At 42.9% G+C, this 25990-nt stretch carries 26 protein-coding genes; 11 read left to right on the forward strand and 15 right to left on the reverse strand.

Annotation, left to right across the window (positions count from 1 at the left end):
* Positions 1–15: 15 nt before the first annotated feature.
* The 9 genes from GQA99_RS05475 to apbC are packed head-to-tail and all read right to left on the reverse strand — an operon-like array spanning position 16 to position 7112.
* Positions 16–804: a TatD family hydrolase gene (locus tag GQA99_RS05475; protein WP_160052886.1), complete on the reverse strand. Its 789-nt coding sequence runs from the start codon at positions 802–804 to the stop codon at positions 16–18.
* A 55-nt stretch (positions 805–859) separates the two neighbouring features.
* Positions 860–1186: a PilZ domain-containing protein gene (locus tag GQA99_RS05480; protein WP_160052887.1), complete on the reverse strand. Its 327-nt coding sequence runs from the start codon at positions 1184–1186 to the stop codon at positions 860–862.
* A 47-nt stretch (positions 1187–1233) separates the two neighbouring features.
* Entirely contained in the window at positions 1234–2226 is a 993-nt protein-coding gene (gene holB, locus GQA99_RS05485; RefSeq protein WP_160052888.1) for a DNA polymerase III subunit delta', read from the reverse strand.
* A gap of 26 nt (positions 2227–2252) precedes the next feature.
* Positions 2253–2897, reverse strand: a complete 645-nt coding sequence (gene tmk / locus GQA99_RS05490) for a dTMP kinase (protein ID WP_160052968.1) — start codon at positions 2895–2897, stop codon at positions 2253–2255.
* The gene (mltG, locus tag GQA99_RS05495; protein ID WP_160052889.1) at positions 2897–3910 is read right to left on the reverse strand and encodes an endolytic transglycosylase MltG; all 1014 of its coding nucleotides are present in this window, start codon (positions 3908–3910) and stop codon (positions 2897–2899) included. The genes tmk and mltG overlap by 1 nt, the downstream gene beginning before the upstream one ends.
* Positions 3907–4734, reverse strand: coding sequence for an aminodeoxychorismate lyase (gene pabC, locus GQA99_RS05500; RefSeq protein ID WP_160052969.1), 828 nt, complete (start codon positions 4732–4734; stop codon positions 3907–3909). Before pabC ends, mltG begins: the two co-directional genes overlap by 4 nt.
* 5 nt (positions 4735–4739) lie before the next feature.
* On the reverse strand, positions 4740–5324 hold the full coding sequence (dcd, locus tag GQA99_RS05505; protein WP_160052890.1) for a dCTP deaminase: 585 nt from the start codon (positions 5322–5324) through the stop codon (positions 4740–4742).
* Between the two features lie 23 nt (positions 5325–5347).
* Positions 5348–5986 carry a uridine kinase gene (gene udk / locus GQA99_RS05510; RefSeq protein WP_160052891.1) on the reverse strand — a complete coding sequence of 213 codons (639 nt, stop codon included), beginning with the start codon at positions 5984–5986 and terminating at the stop codon, positions 5348–5350.
* A 10-nt stretch (positions 5987–5996) separates the two neighbouring features.
* Positions 5997–7112 (reverse strand): iron-sulfur cluster carrier protein ApbC, encoded by a 1116-nt coding sequence (gene apbC / locus GQA99_RS05515; RefSeq protein ID WP_160052892.1) that lies wholly within the window; start codon positions 7110–7112, stop codon positions 5997–5999.
* Between the two features lie 155 nt (positions 7113–7267).
* Here apbC and metG point away from each other — a divergent pair, with 155 nt between their 5' ends.
* Complete coding sequence (metG, locus tag GQA99_RS05520; RefSeq protein WP_160052893.1) at positions 7268–9304, forward strand: methionine--tRNA ligase; 2037 nt, start codon at positions 7268–7270, stop codon at positions 9302–9304.
* A 197-nt stretch (positions 9305–9501) separates the two neighbouring features.
* Here the strand turns inward: metG and GQA99_RS05525 are convergent, their stop codons facing one another.
* Both GQA99_RS05525 and GQA99_RS05530 read right to left on the reverse strand, forming a co-directional pair.
* On the reverse strand, positions 9502–11448 hold the full coding sequence (locus GQA99_RS05525; RefSeq protein ID WP_229785842.1) for a monovalent cation:proton antiporter-2 (CPA2) family protein: 1947 nt from the start codon (positions 11446–11448) through the stop codon (positions 9502–9504).
* A 57-nt stretch (positions 11449–11505) separates the two neighbouring features.
* Entirely contained in the window at positions 11506–12258 is a 753-nt protein-coding gene (locus GQA99_RS05530) for a Nif3-like dinuclear metal center hexameric protein (RefSeq protein ID WP_160052970.1), read from the reverse strand.
* A 305-nt stretch (positions 12259–12563) separates the two neighbouring features.
* Here GQA99_RS05530 and GQA99_RS05535 point away from each other — a divergent pair, with 305 nt between their 5' ends.
* Positions 12564–12899, forward strand: coding sequence for a hypothetical protein (locus GQA99_RS05535; RefSeq protein ID WP_160052894.1), 336 nt, complete (start codon positions 12564–12566; stop codon positions 12897–12899).
* A 117-nt stretch (positions 12900–13016) separates the two neighbouring features.
* Here GQA99_RS05535 and GQA99_RS05540 read toward each other — a convergent pair whose 3' ends face one another.
* On the reverse strand, positions 13017–13505 hold the full coding sequence (locus GQA99_RS05540; protein ID WP_160052895.1) for an outer membrane lipoprotein: 489 nt from the start codon (positions 13503–13505) through the stop codon (positions 13017–13019).
* A 52-nt stretch (positions 13506–13557) separates the two neighbouring features.
* On the opposite strand from GQA99_RS05540, the gene aat reads away from it, so the two are divergent.
* The 3 genes from aat to infA all read left to right on the forward strand — a co-directional run bounded on the left by aat (position 13558) and on the right by infA (position 15271).
* Entirely contained in the window at positions 13558–14265 is a 708-nt protein-coding gene (gene aat / locus GQA99_RS05545; protein ID WP_160052896.1) for a leucyl/phenylalanyl-tRNA--protein transferase, read from the forward strand.
* Positions 14255–14974 carry an arginyltransferase gene (locus GQA99_RS05550; protein ID WP_160052897.1) on the forward strand — a complete coding sequence of 240 codons (720 nt, stop codon included), beginning with the start codon at positions 14255–14257 and terminating at the stop codon, positions 14972–14974. Before aat ends, GQA99_RS05550 begins: the two co-directional genes overlap by 11 nt.
* Before the next feature lie 78 nt (positions 14975–15052).
* On the forward strand, positions 15053–15271 hold the full coding sequence (infA, locus tag GQA99_RS05555) for a translation initiation factor IF-1 (protein ID WP_011496276.1): 219 nt from the start codon (positions 15053–15055) through the stop codon (positions 15269–15271).
* A gap of 275 nt (positions 15272–15546) precedes the next feature.
* Here infA and clpA read toward each other — a convergent pair whose 3' ends face one another.
* Both clpA and clpS read right to left on the reverse strand, forming a co-directional pair.
* Positions 15547–17805 (reverse strand): ATP-dependent Clp protease ATP-binding subunit ClpA, encoded by a 2259-nt coding sequence (clpA, locus tag GQA99_RS05560; protein ID WP_160052898.1) that lies wholly within the window; start codon positions 17803–17805, stop codon positions 15547–15549.
* 43 nt (positions 17806–17848) lie between these two features.
* The gene (gene clpS / locus GQA99_RS05565) at positions 17849–18157 is read right to left on the reverse strand and encodes an ATP-dependent Clp protease adapter ClpS (protein ID WP_160052899.1); all 309 of its coding nucleotides are present in this window, start codon (positions 18155–18157) and stop codon (positions 17849–17851) included.
* Between the two features lie 196 nt (positions 18158–18353).
* Between clpS and cspD the strand changes: the two genes are divergently transcribed.
* A complete protein-coding gene (gene cspD, locus GQA99_RS05570; protein WP_160052900.1) occupies positions 18354–18560 on the forward strand; it encodes a cold shock domain-containing protein CspD in 207 nt (68 codons plus the stop codon).
* 130 nt (positions 18561–18690) lie between these two features.
* On the opposite strand, the gene GQA99_RS05575 is transcribed toward cspD, so the two are convergent.
* Complete coding sequence (locus tag GQA99_RS05575; RefSeq protein WP_160052901.1) at positions 18691–20913, reverse strand: NADP-dependent isocitrate dehydrogenase; 2223 nt, start codon at positions 20911–20913, stop codon at positions 18691–18693.
* Between the two features lie 360 nt (positions 20914–21273).
* Here GQA99_RS05575 and GQA99_RS05580 point away from each other — a divergent pair, with 360 nt between their 5' ends.
* The 5 genes from GQA99_RS05580 to purB all read left to right on the forward strand — a co-directional run bounded on the left by GQA99_RS05580 (position 21274) and on the right by purB (position 25976).
* Positions 21274–21975: an rRNA large subunit pseudouridine synthase E gene (locus GQA99_RS05580; protein ID WP_229785841.1), complete on the forward strand. Its 702-nt coding sequence runs from the start codon at positions 21274–21276 to the stop codon at positions 21973–21975.
* A 47-nt stretch (positions 21976–22022) separates the two neighbouring features.
* Positions 22023–22568: an NUDIX hydrolase gene (locus GQA99_RS05585; protein WP_160052903.1), complete on the forward strand. Its 546-nt coding sequence runs from the start codon at positions 22023–22025 to the stop codon at positions 22566–22568.
* A gap of 243 nt (positions 22569–22811) precedes the next feature.
* The gene (gene mnmA / locus GQA99_RS05590) at positions 22812–23930 is read left to right on the forward strand and encodes a tRNA 2-thiouridine(34) synthase MnmA (protein ID WP_160052904.1); all 1119 of its coding nucleotides are present in this window, start codon (positions 22812–22814) and stop codon (positions 23928–23930) included.
* Between the two features lie 3 nt (positions 23931–23933).
* Entirely contained in the window at positions 23934–24566 is a 633-nt protein-coding gene (gene hflD / locus GQA99_RS05595) for a high frequency lysogenization protein HflD (RefSeq protein WP_268244220.1), read from the forward strand.
* Positions 24567–24605: 39 nt separating this feature from the next.
* Complete coding sequence (gene purB / locus GQA99_RS05600) at positions 24606–25976, forward strand: adenylosuccinate lyase (protein WP_160052905.1); 1371 nt, start codon at positions 24606–24608, stop codon at positions 25974–25976.
* Positions 25977–25990: the final 14 nt, after the last annotated feature.

Raw genomic sequence — 25990 nt, forward strand, 5'->3', positions numbered from 1 at the left:
CCTGTATTACACTGACTATCGCCCAATTAATTTAGCCGCATCTTTAAATAAATTGAAAAAATTATCGGTAGTGTATTGTGCTAATTCGTCAAATTTTTCCCCGCGAAGCTCAGCCACAAACTCAGCGACATCACGCACGTATGCAGGTTGGTTTTCTTGGCCTCGATGTGGCACAGGTGCTAAATAAGGAGAGTCAGTTTCAACCAGTAATCTGTCTTTAGGCACCTGGCGGATCACACTTCGAAGCTCACCGGCATTTTTAAACGTCACAATGCCAGAAACCGAAATATAAAAACCTAAATCAATAGCCGCTTTGGCCATTTCCCAATTTTCAGTAAAACAATGTAATACACCACCGACTTTATCTGCATTGCCTGCTTTAAGCATATTAATGGTGTCTTCTCTGGCATCACGAGTATGGACAATCAGAGGTTTATTCACTTCAACGGCAAGTGCAATTTGTTGTTCAAAACATTGTTGTTGTAGCGATTTGGTGTCATTAGAATAAAAATAATCTAAGCCAGTTTCACCAATAGCCACCACACGCGGATCGGTTGCAAAACGCTTAATGTCTTCAATGTTCAAGCCTTCTTGAACATCTAGTGGGTGTACACCAGAGGATAAAAACACATTATTAAACGCAGCCACTTTATCGCGCATGGCCTCAAAGCCTTGCTGACGAACGTTGACACATAATAAATAGTCAACGCCTTGTGCTTTGGCGTTATCCATAATGGCGTGAAGGCTTGCAGTATCGGGGGCCGCTTTTAAACGGTCAAGATGACAATGGGAATCAATTAGCATGAGTATTCTTTCACAACGATGTCAGTAACTAAATCAGATGCGCAAGAATACCTAGCTACATGGTGCAGGTCAAATCACTCGAAGACAGTTCGCTTGATAACAGTTTTTCAATGTGGTGTTTATGGCTCTCAACATCTGTTTTTATTTTCACACCAATACCCGCAGGGCGCCCACCTGATGCACCTAACGGATTAATCCACACCACGGTACCTTTAAATTCATTGGCTTGTGTGGCATTGGGTAAACGGTATGAAATGGTGAGCTCTTGGCCTAAAAAATGGCTTTCTGTGGTCGCAATAAATAAGCCAGCCGGTTTAATAAACGGCATGTAAGCACGATAAAGCTTGTGTAATGTATCGTAGTTAACTACAAGATCAACCATAAATGAATGCATTCTTTCCGTAAAATGTTGATATAAAACCTAGCTAATCAATGTGTTAATTTTTTGAAAGCTAAGACATATTGTTGACATAAGGCTTGAGTATTCACGCTTGGCATGGTTTCAAGCTTTTGGCACATTTGCATAACTTGTCCAGCAAGTTCTAATAACCTAGCTTGCACTAACGGATTCAATTGCTGCGCGTTGCTCGTTTGTGTTTGTAATTGAGCCTTACTATTACTTTTTAACACATATTGGCGTAAGTACAAATACAAAACATTAAGGGCATCAACAATTTGTTGTTCCGACAAGCTCAAGAGACTGTGACATAAATGTCCGGTTTTTAGACTTTCTGCCCAATCTTGGCGGTAAGCCAGTAATTGTTGATAATGTTTACTGCGTAAACTGCTCGCTAAAGATAAAGGACCACCCACTACATTAATACACCAGGTGACATCATGAATTTTACCTTGATTATTTGGTGCAGGTAATAAATTTTGTGCTGCTAACCATTGTTGTATATCAGCTTTCTGTGGAGCGATAAAGGCCAGCGTTTGGCAACGGCTAGTGATCGTGGGTAATAACTGTGATTTACGGTTGGTTTGTAAAATCAGCACCACGCCTTCACCAGGTTCTTCTAAGGTTTTTAGTAGCGCGTTAGCGGCTGCAATGTTTAGCCGCTCAGCATGAGTGATCACAGCCACTCTTGCCCCGCCTTGTTGTGCAGTTTGTGTCAGCGACTGACAAAGTTGACGGATTTGGTCTACTTTAATTTGATTACCATCTGGCTCTATAATGTGTAAATCCGGGTGCGTACCCGAATTCAGTAATAAACAACTCTTACACTTTCCACATGCACCTACTGGAGTTAATTGTTGGCATAATACTGTTTGTGCACATGCATGAGCAAGCACCGCACCGCCTAGAGCATGGTCTACATTGAGTAAATGAGCATGGCTGCTTTTACCGCGATAATGCACATCAACAAAACCTTGATGGGCATCAGCTAACCACGGCAATTGTGCCAGTTGATAATCGCTCATTTCTGCTTAGTCCTTATCAATGTCCGCTAGCCTCTATTGCACAATAAAGGTAAACGTTGTTGCAATTGACGGCGAATATCTTGATGGACTTTCTCCATGGTTTGGCTAGCATCAATCACCACGATACTGTCGTCTTGAGATGCGAGTTGCAAATAGGTTTGCCTTGCACGCTGAAAAAAATCAATAGCTTGCTGCTCAATTCTGTCTAGATCGCCACGATTGGCCGCACGTGTTAAGCCCAATCTTGGCTCGATGTCTAGATACAAGGTCAAGTCAGGGGTAAAGCCTGCTAAACAAGCCTCACTCACCGCTTTTACTAATGGCATCAAGCCACGGCCGCCGCCTTGATAAGCCAGCGATGATAGATTATGGCGATCTCCCAACACCCACTGTCCTTTAGCCAGTGCAGGCTTAATCACATTAGCAATAAGCTGCGAGCGAGCAGCATAAATCAGTAAACACTCTGCTTCATCGCACAGCGGATCGGTGTCATCGGCAATTTTTACCAGATCGCGCATTTTTTCAGCTAATGGCGTTCCACCTGGCTCACGAGTGCACACAGGTGCTTGTCCGGTATGTTGTTGGATTAAATCGTTAACTAAGGTGATAGCACTCGACTTACCTGCGCCTTCAAGCCCTTCTATAACGATAAATTTTCCTGTTTGGCTCATCATTTTCTTTTTCTCTGAAATTCGTTTACTGCACGGTTATGGGCTTTAAGAGTGGCAGAAAAGACATGGCTACCATCATTACGCGACACAAAATATAAATAATCGACTTTAGCAGGATTGGCCGCTGCAAATAATGAAGCACGACTTGGCGCCGCGATAGGCGTTGGGGGTAACCCATCAATTTTATAGGTATTAAATGCCGTTGCTTCTCGTAAATCTTTACGGGTAATATTGCCCTTGTAGCGCTCACCCATTCCATAAATCACCGTTGGATCAGTTTGTAAACGCATGCCTTTTTTTAAGCGATTATTAAACACAGCCGAAACCCAGTCTCGCTCTTCAGGCTTGCCGGTTTCTTTTTCGATAATAGATGCAATAATTAATAGCTCATAAGGTGATGATAATGCTAAATCTGCATCACGACCTTCCCACGCCTGTTTAAGACTCATTTTCATCATATCAAAACTGCGCTGTAAAACGGTTTGCACGTTATCGTCGGCGTGATAATGAAACGTTTCAGGATAAAACTTACCTTCAGGTAAACCCGAGGTATCACCATTGGCGATTAAGACTTGATTGAAGTCATCAGTGCCAACAACTAAATGTTCACTTTTGGCTAACGCTTGCTGCCATTCTTTGATGGATTTACCTTCAATAAGCGTCACGGTAAATACCGCTTCTTGGCCTAAACGCAATCGTTTAAACACACTTTCTAAGGTATCCCCGGGGATTAATTGGTAATACCCTGTTTTGATACTGGCTAGCTTTGGTTCTAGTTTCACCAGATATTTCACTTTCCAACTGTCAACAATCAACCCTTGTTGTTCAAGCTGCTGCGCAAGTTTAATCACCGACGTACCCGCAGCGACATCCAAAGGTTGTAACTCTGTGATGAGTAATGGCTGCTTTTGAAATGATAATAAATCCATTGCAAACCAATAGCCACTGAGACAAAACAGGGCAAATAACGGAATTAAGCTTGCTAATAATCGTGTTGTTATTGTTTTTTTCATGATGATAAATTTACACTCAGAACGTGCCTGAATCGCGAAGTGTGCGTCCAACGGCTAAATTGAAATTGGTCAATGGTGTTAACATCTACAACACCAAATAAACTGTTTGTAATAAAAATATGATCAGCGCTGCAAATATCGTCATATCGCATCGCCTGTGCGTTGACCGAAACACCCTCTTGTAACAGAAGGTCAATCATTTGTTCGCGCATAACACCGCTAACACCTGCATGGGTTATTGCAGGTGTGCACACTTTCCCCTGCTTTATGGCAAAAATATTCGCCATTGAAGATTCAATCACCCACCCCTGGGTATCGCATACTAACCAATCTTGGGTGTTCGCAATCAATGGCTGCGATTTAATCAATACTTGCTCGAGCCTATTAAGGTGCTTAATCCCTGCTAGCAAAGGTTGACGAGCAAGGGTAATAGGTGAGGACGCCAACGCGATACCGTGTTGTTGCCAATGCTGATAATGACTCGGAATGGGGTGCACAGAAACCACTTCGGTAACGTTGGCAAGATCAGGAGCCTGATACCCTCGCCCACCTTCACCACGAGTGAGTAACAACTTGATACAATGATCTGGATATGAGCTTGCGAGTAAGCCGAGTTGCTCTACAAGTGATTGACTCGCCTGCCAGTGAATTCCAATTCGCTGGCAACTTTGTTGCAAGCGCTGCAAGTGAGCGTCCAAAAACAACACCGCCGCAGCCTGATGGGCTGAAGCCGTGCGCATGGTAGCAAAGACACCATCGCCATAGGCAAGTCCTCGGTCAAAAGGACTTATGGTGCCTTGTTTTACTTGGTTAACCCAAACCAGCGCCATTATTTGTCCTGGCTGATCCGGCTAGCGACCGCTTCTTGCTGATCTTTATATTTAGCACTCTTACGAGTGTTATAAGGACGTGCAACGGCAGAGCTTAAGCGTTCAAAATTGAGGGCGCCAATGGTCATTCCAGGACGCAAAGCTAAGGGTAACTTACCACTGTTATAGCATTCTAAAACAATCTTACCTTGCCAACCTGGGTCAATACGGTGTGCGGTCACATGCACCATTAAGCCTAAACGCGCTAAAGATGAGCGGCCATCTAACCAACCGACAATATCTGCTGGCAGTGTGACGTTTTCTAACGTCACCGCCAGCGCGAGTTCACCTGGGTGGAGGAAAAAAGCTGCATTTTCAGCAATTTCAATTTTGTCACTCATCACACGATCTAAAGCCAATTGCATTTCTGCACTGGGGCCACTTAAATCGATGTAAGGTGCTGTATGGTCTTTAAATACGCGAAATTGACTGCCTAAACGCACATCAACACTGACACCTGAGATGGCTTCAATGCTAGGGCGCGGATCGATAATAATGGTGCCATTATCTAAACACTGTTCAATTTCAATATCAGTTAAACGCATGCAACACCCTCTGCTTGGAACGGTTACTTGGCTAATAAATGCTGAATTCTAGCTTTTAAAATATCAGTCGCAATACGATTTTTTCCGCCACGAGGCACGATAATGTCGGCATATTGTTTTGATGGCTCAATAAATTGCAAAAACATAGGTCGAACTGTGCGTTTATATTGAGAAATTACCGATTCCATTGTTCTGCCACGCTCAGCAACATCACGGGTTAATCGACGTAAAAAACAAATGTCCAGTGGCGTATCCATAAACACAGTCGCATCCATTAAATCACGTAATTTAGGATCTGTTAATAATAAAATCCCTTCTAAAATAATGACCTTTTTAGGTTGCATGGCAAGTGTTTCGCTAGTGCGGGTATGTTCGGTGTAGCTATAACAAGGAATATGAACAGCTTCACCTTGCTTGAGTTGCGTTAAATGAGTCGCTAATAACTGATGATCTAACGCTTTGGGATGGTCATAGTTTGTTTTAACCCGTTCATCCATGGTCATATGACTTTGATCGCGATAGTAGGCATCTTCATTAATCACACCAATTTGATTGGTCCCTAAATCGCTGCACAACTCTTCAAAAATAGTTTTGGCAATTAAACTTTTGCCCGAAGCCGACGCACCGGCAATCCCAATAATGACACACTGCTGAGAATTCATCTCTTAAACCTTACTCGTCGTCTGATATGCTAATTTTTACGGTTGATGTAACTTGTTGAAGTGCTAACTCCGCCCCTAATTTACGGGCGATTTCGCGATATATCCCTGACACTTCACTTTCTGGCTCACTGATCACGCTTGGTGCGCCGTTGTCCATAGATTCACGAATATTGATATGCAGTGGCAATGAACCTAATAAAGGCACATTATACTTTTGGGCGATTTGGCTGCCACCATGAGTGCCAAATGGGTGCTCTTTATGACCACATTCAGGACAAAGGTGAAAGCTCATGTTCTCAATAATACCCAGTACCGGGATATTGACTTTATTGAACATGGTAATGCCTTTTTTAGCGTCCGCTAAGGCAATATCTTGTGGCGTAGTAACAATCACTGCACCACTCACCGGGACCTTTTGCGATAACGTTAATTGAATGTCACCGGTTCCTGGTGGCATGTCGATGATTAAATAATCAAGTTCTGGCCATTGCGTTTCATTTAACAACTGCGCTAACGCACCAGCAGCCATAGGACCGCGCCATACCGCGGCTTCATCACCACTGAGCATAAATCCAATCGATTGGGCTGAAATGCCGTGGGCTAATGCCGCGGTCATGTGCTTACCATCTGGAGACTGTGGTCTGAAATTAGGTATGCCTAGCATCAACGGAATTGAAGGACCGTAAATATCGGCATCAAGAATGCCCACTTCTGCGCCTTCTGCCTTTAGTGCTAACGCTAAATTGACTGCTGTAGTTGATTTACCTACACCACCTTTGCCAGATGCAATCGCAATCACTTGTTTTACATTTGGAATAGGGGCTATAGAGGGTAAAGCGGAGTAAACTCGAGGCTGAAAATCAATTTCACATTCCACTTCATCGATGGCATCTAACACCGCTAAACGGTTGGTTATTGCCATCACGGTATCGCGATATTGGGTCATACAAGGATAAGGATAAACTAAGCTGAGCTGTAAACGTTTCCCTGATATTGATAGCGCAGTAACACACTGTGCCGACACTAAGCCTTTTTTCAAATAAGGATCAACAAAGGCCTCTAAAATATCTAACACAGGCGCCAATAAGTCATCACTTAATTGATAGTTTGTATGCGATTTAATCAAAACCACGGCTCCGAACATGAAATTTTTACAAGTGTATCAGAACTTAGTAAAAAAATAGTGATTAATACACTTTTTAAGTCATGTTTTGATGAAAAATCTCAGTCAATCAGTTACGATTGACGCATATTTTTGGTGTAAATTGATATAGAGACAAAATGACGACATCACAGCGAAAAATACTGGTCACAAGTGCCTTACCGTATGCAAATGGCCCAATTCATTTAGGTCACATGCTTGAATATATCCAAACGGATATCTGGTCGCGCTTCCAAAAGTTACGTGGGCATGAATGTTATTACATCTGTGCCGATGATGCCCATGGTACGCCAATCATGCTTAAAGCTCAGCAGATGGGTATCACACCAGAAGAAATGATCGCGCAAGTGCAAAAAGAGCATGAACAAGATTTCGCTGATTTCAATATTCAATTTGATAACTTTCATAGCACTCACAGCGACGAAAACCGCGCCTTAGCAAACGACATCTATGTCAAGTTACGTGATGGCGGATACATCAAAACCAAAACGATTTCGCAATTGTACGACCCTGAAAAAAACATGTTCTTACCAGACCGTTTCGTTAAAGGCACTTGCCCAAAATGTAAGTCTGAAGACCAATACGGCGACAACTGCGATAATTGCGGTGCAACCTACAGCACAACTGATTTGATTAACCCCAAATCAGCAGTTTCTGGCGCAACACCGATAATGAAAGACACTGAGCATTTCTTTTTTGACCTACCAGCCTTTGAGGGGATGTTGAAACAATGGATCCAGTCGGGTTCATTACAGCAAGAAATGGCCAACAAATTGGGCGAATGGTTTGAACAAGGCTTGCAACAGTGGGATATCTCACGTGATGCACCCTACTTCGGATTTGAAATACCCGATGCACCTGGTAAGTTCTTTTATGTTTGGTTAGACGCACCTATCGGTTACATGGGCTCATTTAAAAACTTATGTGATAAACGTGACGACCTAAACTTCGATGACTTTTGGAGCCTAGATTCTACGGCTGAAGTGTATCACTTCATCGGTAAAGACATTGTTTACTTCCACAGCTTGTTCTGGCCAGCCATGTTAGAAGGCGCAGGTATTCGCAAACCAACCAGCGTATATGCGCACGGTTATGTGACGGTAAACGGTTCAAAGATGTCAAAATCAAAAGGCACGTTCATTAAAGCACGTACTTATCTTGATAATTTAGATCCTGAATATTTACGTTATTACTATGCCGCTAAATTAAATAGCCGTATTGATGATTTAGATTTAAATCTAGAAGATTTTGCCCAACGCGTTAACTCAGATTTAGTCGGTAAACTGGTTAATCTTGCCTCACGTACCGCTGGCTTTATCAGTAAACGTTTTGATGGCAAGCTTGCTCACGTGGCTGACACCCGTTTAACTGAAGCGTTTCTTGCTAAGAGTGAAACGATTGCCGAGTTTTACGAAACTCGTGAGTTTGGTAAAGCCATGCGCGAAATTATGGCATTAGCTGACATTGCAAACGGTTATGTCGCAGACGCCGCACCTTGGCAGTTAGTTAAGCAAGAAGACAAGCGAGAAGAAGCACATCAGGTTTGCAGTAATGCATTAAACTTGTTCCGTATATTGGTGACCTACCTTAAACCTGTGTTACCAAAGCTGGCGCAAGATGTTGAAGGTTTCTTACAACTGACTCTAACGTGGGACAACCTAGCGCAAGATTTATCTGGCCATGAAATTGCGCCGTTTAAAGCCTTAATGCAACGCATTGACATGAAGAGTGTTGAAGCCATTATTGAAGCGTCTAAAGAAAACCTGCAAGTGACTCAAGCGCCAGCGCCGACACAAGTGGTTGATCAATTAGCGCAAGACCCTATTAGTCCTGAAATCACCTTCGATGACTTTGCAAAAATTGATTTGCGTATTGCCCGCATCAGCAAAGCTGAGCACATCGAAAAGGCCAATAAGTTATTGCGCCTTGAGCTTGATTTAGGCGGCGAGACTAAACAAGTGTTTGCAGGGATTAAATCAGCCTACGCGCCTGAAGATTTAGTCGGCAAGTTAACTGTGATGGTGGCTAACCTTGCACCGCGCACCATGAAGTTTGGTGACTCAGAAGGCATGGTATTAGCAGCCGGACCTGGCGGTAAAGACTTGTTTATTTTAGAGCCTCACGAAGGTGCACAACCGGGTATGCGCGTTAAATAGTATCATTGTGACCATAAAAGTATGTTTGCTGTTTAGTCCTTATGATAGATATATTCGAGGACTAAACCGATAAATTAAAAAGACCGCTCCGGCGGTCTTTTTGTTAATTGGATAAAGTGATTAGCTTATGAGATTGGTTAACCCGATATATACACCTATCAGCAATTGTAGACAGATGTGACAGATCAGACTCTGACTTAAGTGGTTGCTTGAGTATCGTTTTTAGTTTCAACATCGGCTATCACTTCAGCGGTATCATCATTGTGTAGATTTGCGATATCAACATCATCTCGATGAGCAGCATTATCTTCATCCATGGCTTGTTTTAAGCGTTCTTCATACAACATAAATAACTTAATAAAGTCATTACTAAAACGCTCCCCTGCTGATTCTTTTAACCAAAAATCATAAAGACGCTTTGATGCTTCTTTTTCTACGCGTTTATAAGTAGCTTTGCGCCTCATGGCATATTCTTCGCTGTGCCCAAGTAACTGCAAAGACGATACACTCAGTTCGAGTGCAGAATGGTGCGTTTCAGACTCAACCACATCTGCCCCAGCCTCTTTAAGCAAGTGTCCATGCCCTCTGTCGAACGCTCTGGCGACAATTTTGAGTTTAGGATAACTGTGATGCAAATATTTCACTAACTCTACACTGCTCTCTCGGTTGTCAATCGCCACCACAAATAGTGATGCTTCTTCAATGCCCGCCGTTTTCAGCAAATCTGGCCGCGTTGCATCGCCGTAATAGGCTTTCGTATTGATCCGCCTGATGGTATCCACTTGTGATACCTGATAATCCAGCACCACGGTTTTAATGTTATTCGAAATTAAAAAACGATTAACCACCTGGCCAAATCGGCCAATGCCGGCGATAATCACCGTCCCTTCATCGTCAATACTATCTTGTTCGCGTAGGTTGGTTTTCACCTGAAAACGCGGGTAAATCACTTTATCAAATAAGATAAATAAGCCCGGGGTTAAAAACATCGACAAGGCGACGACTATTGATAAGGTTTGTGCTAAGTCAGTTGGGATAACATGTTGCTGCACACTGAAGCTTAATAATACAAAACCAAACTCTCCAGCTTGCGCAAGGCTTAATGCAAACAACCATCGGTCACTGCCTTTAATTCTAAATATTAAGGCTAATACAAACAGCACGAGTGCTTTTATAAGCATCACACCTAACGTGATTAATATTATTTCGCCAAAATCAGCAAACAGCACCGCAAAATCAATCCCGGCGCCGACGGTAATAAAGAACAATCCCAACAGTAAGCCTTTAAAAGGGCCAATATTGGCTTCTAACTCGTGCTTAAACTCACTGTTTGCTAACACAACGCCCGCTAAAAATGTCCCTAAAGCCGGAGAAATCCCTACTAAACTCATTAACGCCGCAATACCAATCACCAGCATTAATGCTGCTGCGGTTGAAATTTCGCGCGCGCCAGATTCAGCGACCATTTTAAACAGTGGTCGGCTCAGGTAATGTCCGCCCAGCACCACCACAGCAATTGCCAGTAACAGCACTATGGCATAGGCCCAACCCGGTAATGATGCCACCAAACTAAGCTGTTCATGCTGCTCACTCAAGTTACTCACTGCTGCCTGGGCTTTTTCGACTAATTCAGGCAGAGCCAATAACGGAATAAACGCCAGCATGGGTATAACCGCGATATCTTGAAACAATAATACCGAAAAAGCATTTTTACCCGCATGGGTTTTATTAAGGCGCTTTTCTGACAGGGTTTGTAATACAATCGCCGTCGACGATAACGAGAAAATTAAACCTATTGTCAGTGCAATACTGGTTTGGTATCCGGCATAGATCGCACAGGCCATAACCGCAACCACTGAGCCTGCGACTTGCAAGCCACCGAGGCCTAGCAAGCGATTACGCATCGCCCAGAGCATTTTCGGCTCAAGCTCTAAGCCGACCAAAAACAACATCATTACTACACCAAACTCTGCAAAATGTTGAATAGTATTGGTTTCGCTGCCCACAAGCCCCACAATAGGCCCAATGACTACACCGGCAATCAAGTAGCCTAATATTGACCCCAGGCCCAATTTATTCGCTAACGGTACGGCAATCACCGCTGCGGTAAGATAAATAAAAGCCTGTAAAAAGTATTCTGTCATCAACGTTCCTTATAAACTCACCGCATTCACTCACCGAGATTACTGGATAAAACCCAATTACACCGGATTAACGATATCAATAAAGTGATGAGTTATATCAAATTTACTGGCAAGGTGTTGCCCAAGAGCCTTAATGCCAAATTGTTCAGTGGCGTGATGCCCTGCTGCAAAATAATGTATCCCTTGCTCCATTGCTGCATGGTAAGTTCGCTCTGATACTTCTCCGCTAATAAATGCATCCACACCCATTTGCGCCGCTTGATCAATATAATCTTGCGCCCCGCCAGTACACCACGCAACCGTTGTTATCGGTTTACTGCTATCACCAATATGCAAAGGTTCACGTTTAAGCACGTTAGTGAGTAATTGGCAAAACTCACTTGCCATAACAGGATGATCTAGGTGACCGTGCCACAATAAATCTTGCGCTACGGGTTCATAGACTCGAGGACTTAAAATCCCCAATTGATAAGCGAGCTGAGCATTATTACCAATGCCATGATGTGCATCTAAGGGTAAATGATAACCAAACAAGTTGATGTCATGATCCATTAAGGCTTTAATTCGGCGATATTTCATGCCGGTGATCACTTCTGGCTCATTTTTCCAAAAGAAACCATGATGCACCAAAATAGCATCAGCATTGACGGCCACGGCTTGATCTATCAATGCCTGACAAGCCGTAACACCAGTCACTATAGTGCGAATAGTTGACTTACCTTGCACTTGTAAACCATTGGGAGCGTAATCTTTAAACGCAGAAACATTTAAAAAACGGTCTAAATAGGCGGCTAAATCTTGGCGGGTGATCGCTGAATGACCTTGTTGATGTGGAGACATAATATTCCTTATTAAGTGAGACGGAGTCGATTAAAAGCGGCTAACGCACAACACCTTTAATTTTCACAAAAATGCATCGCTGTAGTGTAATGCTCAATAAGTTTTAGTGTAACTCATGCTGCAACATTTCCATGATTACAGTGATAAATGCTGACATTTCCTACTTTTTGAGCATTAAACCGACAACTAAAGCCATATATTGGACTTTTGTCGTGTTAACACTTTAAAATTAGTCACAACCTTCATTTAACATGATAACAAATAGGTTATTAACTATGACAACATTGACTAAAGAAGAGGTCATCAGCCAACTGCAACTCGCCCTTGAAAAACAATCAGGCAAAGCAGTATCGATTGAGCAAGCTGGTAGCTGGTATAAAATTGACGGCGGCAAATCGGTTCGTTTTAGCGAGCTTGAAAGCATGCATACACAATACTGTCCAACACAGGTTGTGGCTGAAGCTAAAACCATGGCACCAACGAAAGCCCCTGTGAAAAAACAACCGAGTAAAAAAGCAAAAACTAGCTCAGGTGGATTAACTCCAAAGCAGTTGTGGCGCTTAAAGCTTGAAAACACGGCAGGTCATCAAACATTACCGCGTGGATTCTAATTGTTTATGAGGTCAACGTTGCCGATAAATAACAATTAACACAAAAGGAGCCGTGGCTCCTTTTGTGTTATTTAGATAAAAACCTAGGCTATCAAGTGTTTACGGTCTATATTTTTACTACATCGCTAAATCCACACGAACATAGCCGGTTAAATAAACTACCCTCACCTCATCACCGGCATTAAAGCTCATGCCAGGGTCGAGATCTTGAATCACCATTACCTGGCTGCCATCTTCTTGGGTGATCATTAATTCTACCAGTTTATTTTCAAGATAATAGGCCGATTGTCCATGTTGACTGCCTAAACCGCCACCAATTAATGCACCCAGAACTGTCGCAACATCCTGGCCAGAACCGCCACCAAATTGATGACCAATCACACCACCGATTAAGGCACCGCCAAAGGTTTTCCAACCACTGTGGCTGTCTTCTACCAATTGTTTTTCACTCACATGCCTAACACTTTCAATCGTGCCATAAAGGACTTTTTCAACAGGCACGGCTTGATTACGCTCGTAGGCGGCTTGTGCCAGGCTATTAAATAAGCAAAATGTCAGCAAAACTGCAAAAATGCTCTTTCCTGTGACGGTTATGATTTTAAACATCGCTATTTTCCGCTAAGTTAACGATAAGGTATGCCAATTAATATACTCAATTGTGAACTCACTGTCTTATTTAAATCACTCTATCGGCTTTCCACCGCCAGAGCACGCACTCAACGATCCTAATGGTTTATTGGCCATAGGCGGTGACTTGCAACCGGAGCGTTTACAGCAAGCTTATTACCAAGGTATTTTTCCATGGTTTAACGCGCAAGACCCAATTCTATGGTGGTCTCCTGATCCCCGCGCCGTATTTATACCGACTCATCCTTTTGGCAGTAAAAGTCTGCTTAAGTTCCTGAAAAAATCGAGTTGGCGCTACACAATCAATCATGCTTTTTTAGATGTGTTAGCCGGCTGCGCGGCACCGAGAAATGCGCAAGATGGCACCTGGATATCAGCCGAAATCCAAATGGCCTATTATGAATTACACCTGCAAGGTAAAGCACATTCCATTGAAGTATGGGACGGCGAACATCTTGTGGGCGGTTTGTATGGCATTCCGGTTGGCGGTGTTTTTTGCGGTGAATCAATGTTCCATCGGCAAACTAATGCATCAAAAGCTGCTTTTGCTATACTCAATCAACATGTTGTTAAACATGGTTTTCGCCTAATTGACGCTCAAGTGATGAACCCACATTTACTGAGCCTGGGTGCAAAAGCGTTGCCTCGATGCGACTTTTTGACCTTATTACGCCAATATCGAGATCAATCAATATCAACGTCGATTTGGGCCCCACAAGAGGTGTTAATTGAATTCTAAATCTGTCAGTGTCGGCATCAGTCATCCCTTTGATTGTAATTATATTGAAGGCAATAAAGAACAATTACTGGTTATACAAGAACCCCATATTGACGGCGCATTGTTTGAACAATTGCTGGGTATGGGCTTTCGTCGCAACGGTAATTCAATCTATAAGCCCCGCTGTCCGAGTTGTAATGCTTGCCAATCGATACGTTTAAACGTACACGACTTTGTACTGTCAAAACGCCAGAAAAGAACCTTAAAAAATAATCAGGATTTGCACTGGAAAGTCAATTACCAAACACGTCCTGAACATTTTGAGCTTTATCAACGCTATATTAACGAACGTCATAACGATGGACCAATGTATCCGGCCTCTCAAAGCCAGTATGATGATTTTTTATTGTCTGATTGGTTACCGCCAATGTTTATTGAAGTGTTTGATAAAGACCAACTGATTGGAGTTGCTGTCACCGATAATTTGACGCACAGTTTCTCTGCCATATACAGCTACTTTGATCCTGACTATGCCGATAGATCATTAGGTTCTTTAATGATCTTAATTCAATGTCAATTAGCAAAGGCTATGGGTAAACGCTTTTTGTATTTGGGCTATCAAATTGATCAAAATCGGAAAATGCGTTACAAGCGTCAATATCGACCTTATCAAATCTTAACACCGCAAGGTTGGCAAATTGGCGAACAACTTGACCCTCTTTCTTATTAACGCCCTTTACAGTTAGGCGATTTTGGGGCATGATACGCCCGATTTTTCATATTTGAAGGCTAATGGGATAACTTATTAATGGCGAAAGAAGACAACATTGAAATGCAGGGCACTATCCTTGAGACCTTGCCAAACACAATGTTCCGCGTAGAGCTGGAAAATGGACATGTGGTGATAGCCCACATCTCTGGCAAAATGCGCAAAAACTACATCCGTATTTTAACGGGTGACAAAGTCACGGTTCAGCTGACTCCTTATGACTTATCAAAAGGTCGTATCGTCTTCCGCGCACGTTAATCGCTAGCCTCAACATTGTAAAAGCCGACTGTAAGTCGGTTTTTTTGTTGTTGAGTCTAATGATATGCTACCAATCGTATTCATTATCTGGTCAGGCAGCAAAGATTCAACCGGATCTCATGCCACGTAAACAGTTTACGCTCTATACGGATTACATAATGAATGTGATGGGTGTCATTAACGTCGATACATCTCGCGAACAAAAAGCTCGCAGATAAAAAAAGATGACCACTTGGTCATCTTTTTATTGTCATTTTACCGAGTAATCCGGCTGTTTAAGACACTTTCTCAGTGGCCTCACAGTCAATATTAATCTCACCATCTTTGACATCAATGTGCGCAATACCGCCACGCTCAAGAACACCGAATAAGATTTCGTCCGCTAATGGACGCTTAATTAATTCAGTGACCACCCGCGACATAGGACGTGCACCCATTGACTTGTCGTAGCCTTTCTCGGCTAACAAGGTACGTGCTTCGTCACTCACCTCTAAGGTGACTCGTTTATCATCTAACTGCGCTTGAAGCTCTACTAAGAACTTATCAACCACTTTAGCGATGACCGTCATGTCTAGGTGATTAAACCAGACAATTGAATCTAAACGGTTACGGAACTCCGGTGAAAACACTTTATTGATTTCTGCTAACGCATCTTGAGTATGGTCTTGCTGCTGGAAACCAATCGACTTTCGAATCGTCTCCTGCACACCGGCATTGGTGGTCATCACCAAAGTGACGTTTCTAAAGTCAGCTTTGCGGCCATTATTGTCGGTTAATGTACCGTGATCCATCACTTGTAAAAGTAAGTTGAACACATCTGGATGCGCCTTCTCGATTTCATCAAGTAGAACCACACAGTGTGGATTTTTAATCACCGCATCGGTTAACAAGCCGCCTTGGTCATAACCCACATACCCTGGAGGCGCGCCAATGAGGCGTGACACAGTGTGACGTTCCATATACTCAGACATGTCAAAACGAATAAGCTTCAAATTCAAACACGATGCAAGCTGGCTGGTGACTTCTGTTTTACCCACACCAGTCGGTCCGGCAAACATAAAGCTACCCACAGGTTTTTTCTCGGAGCCTAAACCACTGCGAGATAAACGGATGGCAGCGCTAAGGCTCTCAATCGCTTTATCCTGACCAAACACCACCATCTTAAGGTTACGTTCAAGGTTACGTAACATATCCTTGTCAGTCGACGATACCGACTTCTCAGGAATGCGCGCCAATTTAGCAATAATCGCTTCAATTTCAGCCTGACCGATGGTCTTTTTGCGTTTACTTTGCGGCATCATCACCATGCGAGCACCCGCCTCATCGATCACGTCAATGGCTTTGTCAGGTAAGTGACGGTCATTAATGTGCTTCGCCGACAAACTAGCAGCGCTACTGATGGCAGCCTGGGTATAACGCACCCCGTGATATTCTTCGTATTTTGACTTAAGTCCCATCAAAATTTTGGTGGTTTCAGCCACTGACGGCTCATTAATATCAATTTTTTGGAATCGACGCGCTAACGCACGGTCTTTCTCAAAAATGCTTTGATACTCCTGGAACGTCGTTGAGCCCATGCAACGTAACTTGCCACTCGATAATAAGGGCTTTAATAAGTTAGAGGCGTCCATAACACCACCAGACGCAGCACCTGCACCAATGATGGTGTGGATTTCATCAATAAATAAAATGGCATGCTCGTCTGCTGACAATTCTTTTAATAAGCTTTTAAAGCGCTTTTCAAAGTCGCCACGGTATTTTGTTCCGGCCAATAATGACCCTAAGTCCAATGAGTACACGGTAGCATTGGCCATTACTTCTGGTACTTGCTCTGTGACGATACGATACGCTAAGCCTTCGGCAATCGCGGTTTTACCCACGCCCGCTTCACCGACCAATAAAGGATTATTTTTACGGCGACGACACAATGTTTGAATAGCGCGTTCAATTTCAGCATCACGACCAATTAATGGATCGATGCTACCGTCTTTAGCAAGCTGATTAAGATTAGAAGCAAATTGCGCTAGCATACTGCGTTCTTCGCTATTGTCAGATTGATCTTCAATGCGCTCTTGATCCGACGATTCGCCAGATTCTTCGTCTTTGCTCATGCCGTGGGAGATAAAATTAACCACATCTAAGCGAGTAATTTCACTACGACGTAATAAATATACCGCTTGCGACTCTTGCTCACTAAAAATAGCCACCAGCACGTTTGCACCAGTCACTTCATTGCGACCAGAAGATTGCACATGAAACACTGCCCGTTGAAGTACTCGCTGAAACCCTAATGTTGGCTGGGTTTCACGCTCTTCAGTTGACTCGGCAATGATAGGAGTGGTTTGTTGAATGAAATTAGCCACTTCGTCACGCAGACGATTAACATCCGCACCGCAGGCAATTAACGCCTCATACGCAGCTGGATTGTCAATAAGTGCTAATAATAAATGTTCTACCGTCATGTATTCATGACGTGAATCTCTAGCTTGCTGAAACGCTAGGTTCAAGGTGACTTCCAGATCTTTGTTCAGCATAAGCACCCCCTAAATTTAACCACAGACTGTAAGAAAACGATTTTTATGCTTTCTCTAATGTACACAGTAACGGATGTTGGTTTTCTCTTGCAAACTGATTTACTTGAAAAACTTTAGTTTCGGCAATCCCAAATGGGAAAACCCCACACAATCCTTTGCCCTGGTGATGTATCGCTAACATGATATCAACAGCTTGCTGCTCATTTTTCTCAAAGAAGCGTTGTAATACTTCAACCACAAAATCCATCGGGGTGTAATCGTCATTGTTTAGCACCACTTTATACATATGGGGTGGTTGTAGCTCAGATTCAACCTTTTCTTCGGTATGTTCTACACTGCCTAATTTAGCCATTGTTTAATACTAGCCTCTCGTTTGGTTCCCGACCACTTGATATTATTAAATTAATTAAATGTTGTGTTTTTGTTAATTTCCACTTGACATCTTTTCGTACAAATTTCATTCTGTTCGGTAGGCGGCGAATACTAGACCGCTGGATAATAAGTTTTACTATCTTACTGGTAAGTAGACAACAGAAGGAAGTGGAAGTATGGCAAACGGAACTGTAAAGTGGTTCAACAACGCCAAAGGATTCGGGTTTATTTGCCCAGATCAGGGTGGCGAGGATGTATTTGCGCACTATTCAACTATCGAAATGGAAGGTTATCGTACCTTAAAAGCAGGTCAACCTGTGTGCTTCGAAGTTGAAGAAGGTCCTAAAGGAATGCATGCTTCAGCCATCTCTCCTACAAAATAGTAGGTAGAGACTATAAAACAAAAAGACAGGGATTTTAATCCCTGTCTTTTTTATTGTCTCAAATAACCTGATAAACATTCTTTATAAGGTTATTTAATGAGCCACTGCGTGTGCAATGACTCACTACACATTAACCAATAAATTGATTTAATGTTGCACTTGGACGCATGGCTTTTTCTGCTTTAACAGCATCTAAACGGTAGTAACCGCCTAAATCAACCGCAGGGCCTTGTGAACCATTTAGCTCAGCTAAAATAACCGCTTCGTTTGCTGCTAACGATTGCGCTAGAGGCGCAAAGTGTTCAGCTAATTGCGTATCTGCAGTTTGGTTAACTAAGGCATTTGCCCAGTAAAGACCAAGGTAGAAGTGGCTACCACGGTTGTCTAGCTCACCTACACGACGAGATGGCGACTTGTTGCTGTCTAGGAACTCACCAATCGCCACATCTAACGTATCAGCCAATACTTGTGCTTTAGGGTTGTTCGCCGTTTGGCTTAAGTGCTCTAAAGATGCTGCAAGTGCTAAAAACTCACCTAAAGAATCCCAACGTAAGTGGCCTTCTTTTTCTACCTGTTGTACGTGCTTAGGTGCACTACCACCCGCGCCTGTTTCAAATAATCCGCCGCCATTCATTAGCGGAACAATTGATAACATTTTAGCACTTGTGCCTAATTCAAGAATTGGGAACAAATCGGTTAGATAGTCACGCAATACGTTACCGGTAACAGAAATGGTATCTTCGCCTTTAATGATGCGCTCTAAAGTAACGCGCGTTGCATCAACAGGAGACATGATTTGAATATCTAGGCCTGAAGTATCTTCTTGCGCTAAGTATTTAGTTACTTTTTTGATTAGTTCTGCATCGTGTGCACGTGCGCTGTCTAACCAGAAAATAGCAGGAGTATTGCTTAAACGTGAACGTCTAACCGCAAGCTTAACCCAGTCAAGGATTGGTGCATCTTTTACCTGACACATACGGTAAATATCACCCGCTTCAACCTTGTGGCTCATTAATACATCGCCAGCCTGGTTAATCACATTCACAGTACCGGCAACACCAATTTCAAATGTTTTGTCGTGGCTACCGTATTCTTCAGCTTTTTGAGCCATAAGACCCACGTTTGGTACGCTGCCCATTGTGGTTGGGTCAAATGCACCGTGTTTTTTACAAAATGCGATGGTTTCTTGATACACACCGGCGTAACAACGATCTGGGATCATAGCCTTAGTGTCTTTCAATTGACCGTCTGGGCCCCACATTTGACCTGATGAGCGGATCGCTGCTGGCATAGATGCATCAATAATGATGTCACTTGGTACGTGTAGGTTAGTGATACCTTTGTCTGAATCAACCATTGCTAATGCTGGACGTGCTGCATAAACAGCAGCAATGTCGGCTTCAATTTCATTACGTTTAGCATCAGGAAGTGACTTAATTTTGGCATACACATCACCAAAGCCGTTGTTTACGTCAACACCGAGCTCAGCAAATAGCTCGCCATGCTTGTCAAATACATCTTTAAAGAACACTTTAACTGCGTGACCAAAGAAAATAGGATCAGACACTTTCATCATGGTGGCTTTTAAATGAAGCGATAATAATACATCTTCTGATTTAGCCGCTTCGATTTCACGAGCATAAAAGTCAACTAAGGCTTTTTTGCTCATCACCGCAGAGTCAATAACTTCATCAGCAAGTAGCGCTAGGCCACTCTTAAGCATCACTTCTTTGCCATCAGCTTGAGTTAACACGATATTGACTTTATCGGCTGTTGGTAACGTAACAGATTGCTCGCTACCGTAAAAATCACCTTCATTCATGTGTGCAACGTGAGATTGCGAATCGCTTGCCCATTTACCCATTGAATGTGGGTTTTTCTTGGCATAGTTTTTAACAGAAGTTGGTGCTCGACGATCAGAGTTACCTTCACGCAATACTGGGTTTACCGCACTACCTTTAATTTTGTCGTAACGCGATTTAGCTTCTACTTCAGCATCTGTCTTTGGCTCATCCGGATAGTTAGGGATGTCGTAGCCTTTGGCTTGCAGTTCAGCAATACACGCTTTTAGCTGTGGAATTGACGCACTGATATTTGGTAACTTAATGATGTTGGCTTCTGGCTTGTTAGCCAATTCACCTAATTCTGTTAACGCATCAGCAATTTTTTGCTCAGCGGTTAAATTTTCAGGGAAGTTAGCAATAACACGACCTGACAAAGAAATATCACGCGTTTCTACTTTTACGCCTGCTGCGTCAGTAAAGGTACGGATAATAGGTAATAAAGACAGAGTAGCAAGTGCTGGAGCTTCATCGGTTTCTGTGTATATGATCGTTGGAGTGTTATCTTTCATTTTGTTTCCTACATTATTGTAAATTAATAATTTATTAGAATAAATTGTGTAAGCATTTGACGGGCTTTGGTGGATAACACTCACGGGAGTGAACCTTGATTTGCAACTTCGACACACACCCTGTGTGAGTTAAGTATGTGAAATCCCCTATCCCATTTTTTATTATATTTTTGTCGCCTTCGCCGTGCTTGCTTGACATAAAACAACCGCCGCGAATGATAAATTAGGTACAGATCACAATTTTTAGGCGGACATCATAGATCATTATTGGCAATTTTCAAATTCCACTAATGGCGAATACACAGTAAACTAGGCTAAAATATTTCAAAGCCGCTCAATAATCACCCAAAAATTGCCCACTTGTATTGGGCAAAGGATATTTTCAAAACCTATATGTCAAATGTCGCTAAATTCAGCTCATTCAAACAAAAAGCTGCTAAAACCAATGGTTCTGCAGCTGCTCGCCACACGAACAATCGCAATATCTCGCGAAAAACAAACAACAAACCTGCAGCAGCGGATCCAGTAATTGTATTATTTAATAAACCCTTTGATGTATTGTGCCAATTTACCGATGAAGCTGGCAGGCAAACACTTAAAGACTTTATCCCAATCCCAGATGTGTATGCAGCAGGACGTTTAGATCGCGACAGTGAAGGCTTATTACTGCTCACCAACGATGGCAAGCTTCAAGCTCAACTAACCCAGCCGAATAAAAAAACCTTTAAAACCTACTGGGTACAAGTTGAAGGTGAACCAACAGATGCTGCAATAAAAGCATTGAGCGATGGAGTAGAACTTAAAGATGGCATGACTTTACCGGCAAAGGTTAAAGTAATGGATTCACCCGCTATTTGGCCACGAGTGCCACCCGTACGAGAGCGAAAATCAATACCAACTACCTGGCTTGAAGTGCAAATTTGTGAAGGTCGAAATCGTCAAGTCAGACGCATGACAGCCCATGTAGGTCACCCAACCTTAAGATTAATCCGTTATAAAATAGGTCAATGGTGTCTAGATGATTTGCAAAATGGACAATACAAACAAATCAGCCAACGCTAACCGTTAATCAAATAACACTGGCGATACACGCATAAGGGATTAAAAAGATGACTCAACGTTATAAACCCAATACCACTGTCGCCTGTGTTGTTTACAGCCAGGGTAAGTTTTTGCTGGTTGAAGAAATGATTAATGGCCTGGTTAAATTTAATCAACCTGCCGGACATTTAGAAGCAAACGAATCACTCATTGAGGCTTGTGCTCGTGAAGTGGTAGAAGAAACTGGACTGACATTAATGCCACAAGCCATTGTGGGGATTTATCAATTTAGTGCCAGTGATGAACTCGCGTTTGTACGTTATACCTTCTGCATTACTCTCGACCAGCCTATTGAGGCTATACCACTTGATAGCGCTATTAGCCGAACCCATTGGTTTTCTCGCGAACAAATTAGTCTGTTAGGCGATAAACTACGCAGCCCACTGGTACTCAAAAGTATTGATGATTTTATTGCACAAGCCGGTTTATTAGATGAGTCACCTCCAGCAACGCGAGACTGTCAGCCGCAAGTAACAGCCAAACGTATTAGCCATCATTTTCCATTAGCGCTTATTAATGCCGATTATTTACACACCAATCAGCCTGTAAGTTAAGCCTAAATGGCCGCCGTTCAAGATAGCCCAGCGCTCGAATGCATGGTAGAATATGCGCCGCACAAATGTCATGTATACAGCGCTGTCATGTTTAAACAGTAAGATAAGCAATAAAGCTTATCGATATTCATTTATGACTGTGTTTAACGGCTAATCAGGTTAAGTCAATAAATACAGTTGGCTTGAAACCACAGCATAACGCCACCATATACATACTCTCTATATTCAACGGTTTTAGGATTTATGACATCAATCAACCCAACTTCTCAAGGTAAAAAAGTCATTGTCGGCATGTCCGGCGGTGTGGACTCTTCTGTTTCGGCCTATTTGCTTATCCAGCAAGGCTATGAGGTTGAAGGTCTGTTTATGAAGAACTGGGAAGAAGACGACACCGACGAATATTGCGCTGCAGCAGATGATTTAAAAGATGCGCAAGCGGTATGTGACAAGCTTGGTATTAAAATGCACACCGTCAACTTTGCAGCCGAATACTGGGACAACGTGTTCGAATATTTCTTAGCTGAATACAAAGCCGGCCGTACGCCTAATCCAGACATCATGTGCAACAAAGAAATCAAATTCAAAGCATTCCTAGAATTTGCCGACGAGATATTAGACGCCGACTATATTGCCATGGGCCATTATGTTCGTCGTCGTGACAACAACGATGGCAGTGTTGAAATGCTCCGCGGTGTTGATGGCAATAAAGACCAAAGCTATTTCCTATATACACTCAGCCATGAGCAAGTGGCACGCAGTTTGTTTCCTGTCGGTGAGCTTGAAAAACATGAAGTACGTGAGATTGCCAAAAAAATGGGCTTAATCACTCACGACAAAAAAGACAGCACCGGCATTTGTTTTATTGGCGAGCGCAAGTTTACTGATTTCTTAGCTACCTATTTACCGGCACAACCAGGTGACATTGAAACCGCTGAGGGTGAAGTTATTGGTACTCATCAAGGATTGATGTATCACACCCTTGGTCAACGTAAAGGCCTAGGTATTGGCGGCTTAAAGAACAGCAGCGAAGACCCGTGGTACGTAGTTGAAAAAGATTTACTGCGTAATGTACTCGTGGTGGCACAAGGTGCAGATCATCCACGCCTAATGTCACAAGGTATGACCGTTAATCAACTGCATTGGGTTGACCGAAAAGGCCCAGCTAATAACAGTCACATCACCGTAAAAACACGGTACCGTCAACGCGATGTGGCCTGTACATTAGCCTATAACGACCCAGACAATATTACCGTCATGTTCGATACACCTGTTGCCGCTGTCACACCAGGACAATCTGCTGTATTTTATGATGGCGACATTTGTTTAGGTGGCGGCATTATCGATACCCTAGTTCGAGGATAAAACGTGAGTCAAACTCCAGAGAGTCTGCTGTTCGAACGTACAATGGCCTTTGCCGGTATTTTACAGGCGATTGGTCAGGTGCAGTATTTAGCGCGCCACGGTGAAAGCGATAAAGAAGCGCTGGCAGCAACATTAAATACCATCTTAGTCACCGAGCCCGAAGCCACTGCCGATGTGTACCAAGACAAAAGCATATTAAATAAAGGCTACCAGTTGATTCAAAACCAACTGGGCGATGGCAGCAATAAAGATGTCGAAACCACCCGTTACTTAGTCGGTGTATTAGCGCTAGAGCGCAAACTGGCTCGTTCGGCAAACGGCTTAGGCATGCTTGCTGAACGCATTAATCAAATACACCGCCAATTAAGCCACTTTGACATTACCGATGAGCAAGTCGTGTCTAACTTTGCCAGCATATACAGCGACATCATCAGCGAATTAGGTCCAAAACTGCAAATATCGGGAAATCCTGATTGTTTAAAGCAACCCATCGTACAACATAAAATTCGTGCCTTATTACTTGCCGCCATGCGCAGTGCGGTATTATGGCGCCAATTAGGCGGCAAACGTCGCCATTTAGTGTTTGCCCGAAAAGCGATATTTGATACCGCTAAAAAAAGCCAAAATAACAATTAATCGATTCACCCTACAACAAAGTTCATCAAGGAGCTTCAAATGGATCTTTCCGCACTAACTGCTATCTCTCCGGTAGACGGTCGTTATGGTAGTAAAACCGCCTCATTAAGAGGGATTTTCAGCGAGTTCGGTCTTACTAAGTACCGTGTTCAAGTTGAAATTAACTGGTTAAAGTTATTATCTAGCTGCCCAGAGATTGAAGAAGTTCCCCCATTTAGTGAAACCGCCCTTGCCTTGTTAGACAGCATTAAAGACAACTTTAGTGAGCAAGATGCATTGCGTGTTAAAACGATTGAAAGCACCACCAACCACGATGTAAAAGCAGTTGAATACTTTATTAAAGAACAAATTGCCGATAACGCTGAGCTTGTTGCGATTGACGAATTTGTACACTTTGCCTGTACCTCTGAAGACATCAACAACTTATCGCACGGCTTAATGTTAAAAGAAGCGCGTGAGTTAGTATTAGTACCGCAATGTCAGCAAATTATTGATGCCATTAAAAAGCTCGCCCATGACAATAAAAGCGTGCCGTTAATGTCACGCACCCATGGTCAGCCAGCATCACCGTCAACCTTAGGCAAAGAAATGGCTAACGTTGCTGTGCGTCTTGAGCGCCAATTAAACCAAATCAATGCTGTTGAGATTATGGGTAAAATTAACGGTGCTGTCGGTAACTACAACGCTCACATCTCTGCCTATCCAGAAGTTAACTGGCATGAGCTGTCACAACGTTTTGTGACCAGCCTTGGCATTAACTGGAACGCTTACACCACGCAAATTGAGCCGCATGACTACATTGCTGAATTATTTGATGCAATTGCGCGTTTCAACACGATTTTAATTGATTTTGACCGTGATATTTGGGGTTACATTGCATTAGGTCACTTTAAGCAGCGCACCATTGCAGGTGAAATTGGTTCATCAACCATGCCGCATAAAGTCAACCCAATCGACTTTGAAAACTCTGAAGGTAACCTAGGCATCGCCAACGCATTGATGCAGCATTTAGCGGCTAAATTACCGGTTTCAAGATGGCAGCGTGACTTAACTGACTCAACGGTGCTACGTAACCTTGGTGTCGGTATGGCGCACTCGCTCATTGCTTACCAAGCCACGCTTAAAGGCATTAGCAAATTAGAAGTGAACGAAGCGCAGCTGCTTGCCGAGCTTGATAAAAACTGGGAAGTATTGGCAGAGCCAGTACAAACAGTGATGCGTCGTTACGGCATCGAAAAGCCATATGAAAAACTCAAAGAACTGACACGTGGTAAGCGTATTGATGCCGCGCAACTTGCGACATTTATCGATGGCCTTGAATTGCCAGCCCACGTTAAAGTTGAACTGAAAAAAATGACTCCAGCAAACTACATCGGCCGTGCAGAAGCCTTTGTTGATGAGCTAAAATAGTCATTTAATCGACA

Source organism: Shewanella litoralis, from assembly GCF_009828585.1.
In the GTDB taxonomy this organism is placed as follows: Bacteria; Pseudomonadota; Gammaproteobacteria; order Enterobacterales; family Shewanellaceae; genus Shewanella; species Shewanella litoralis.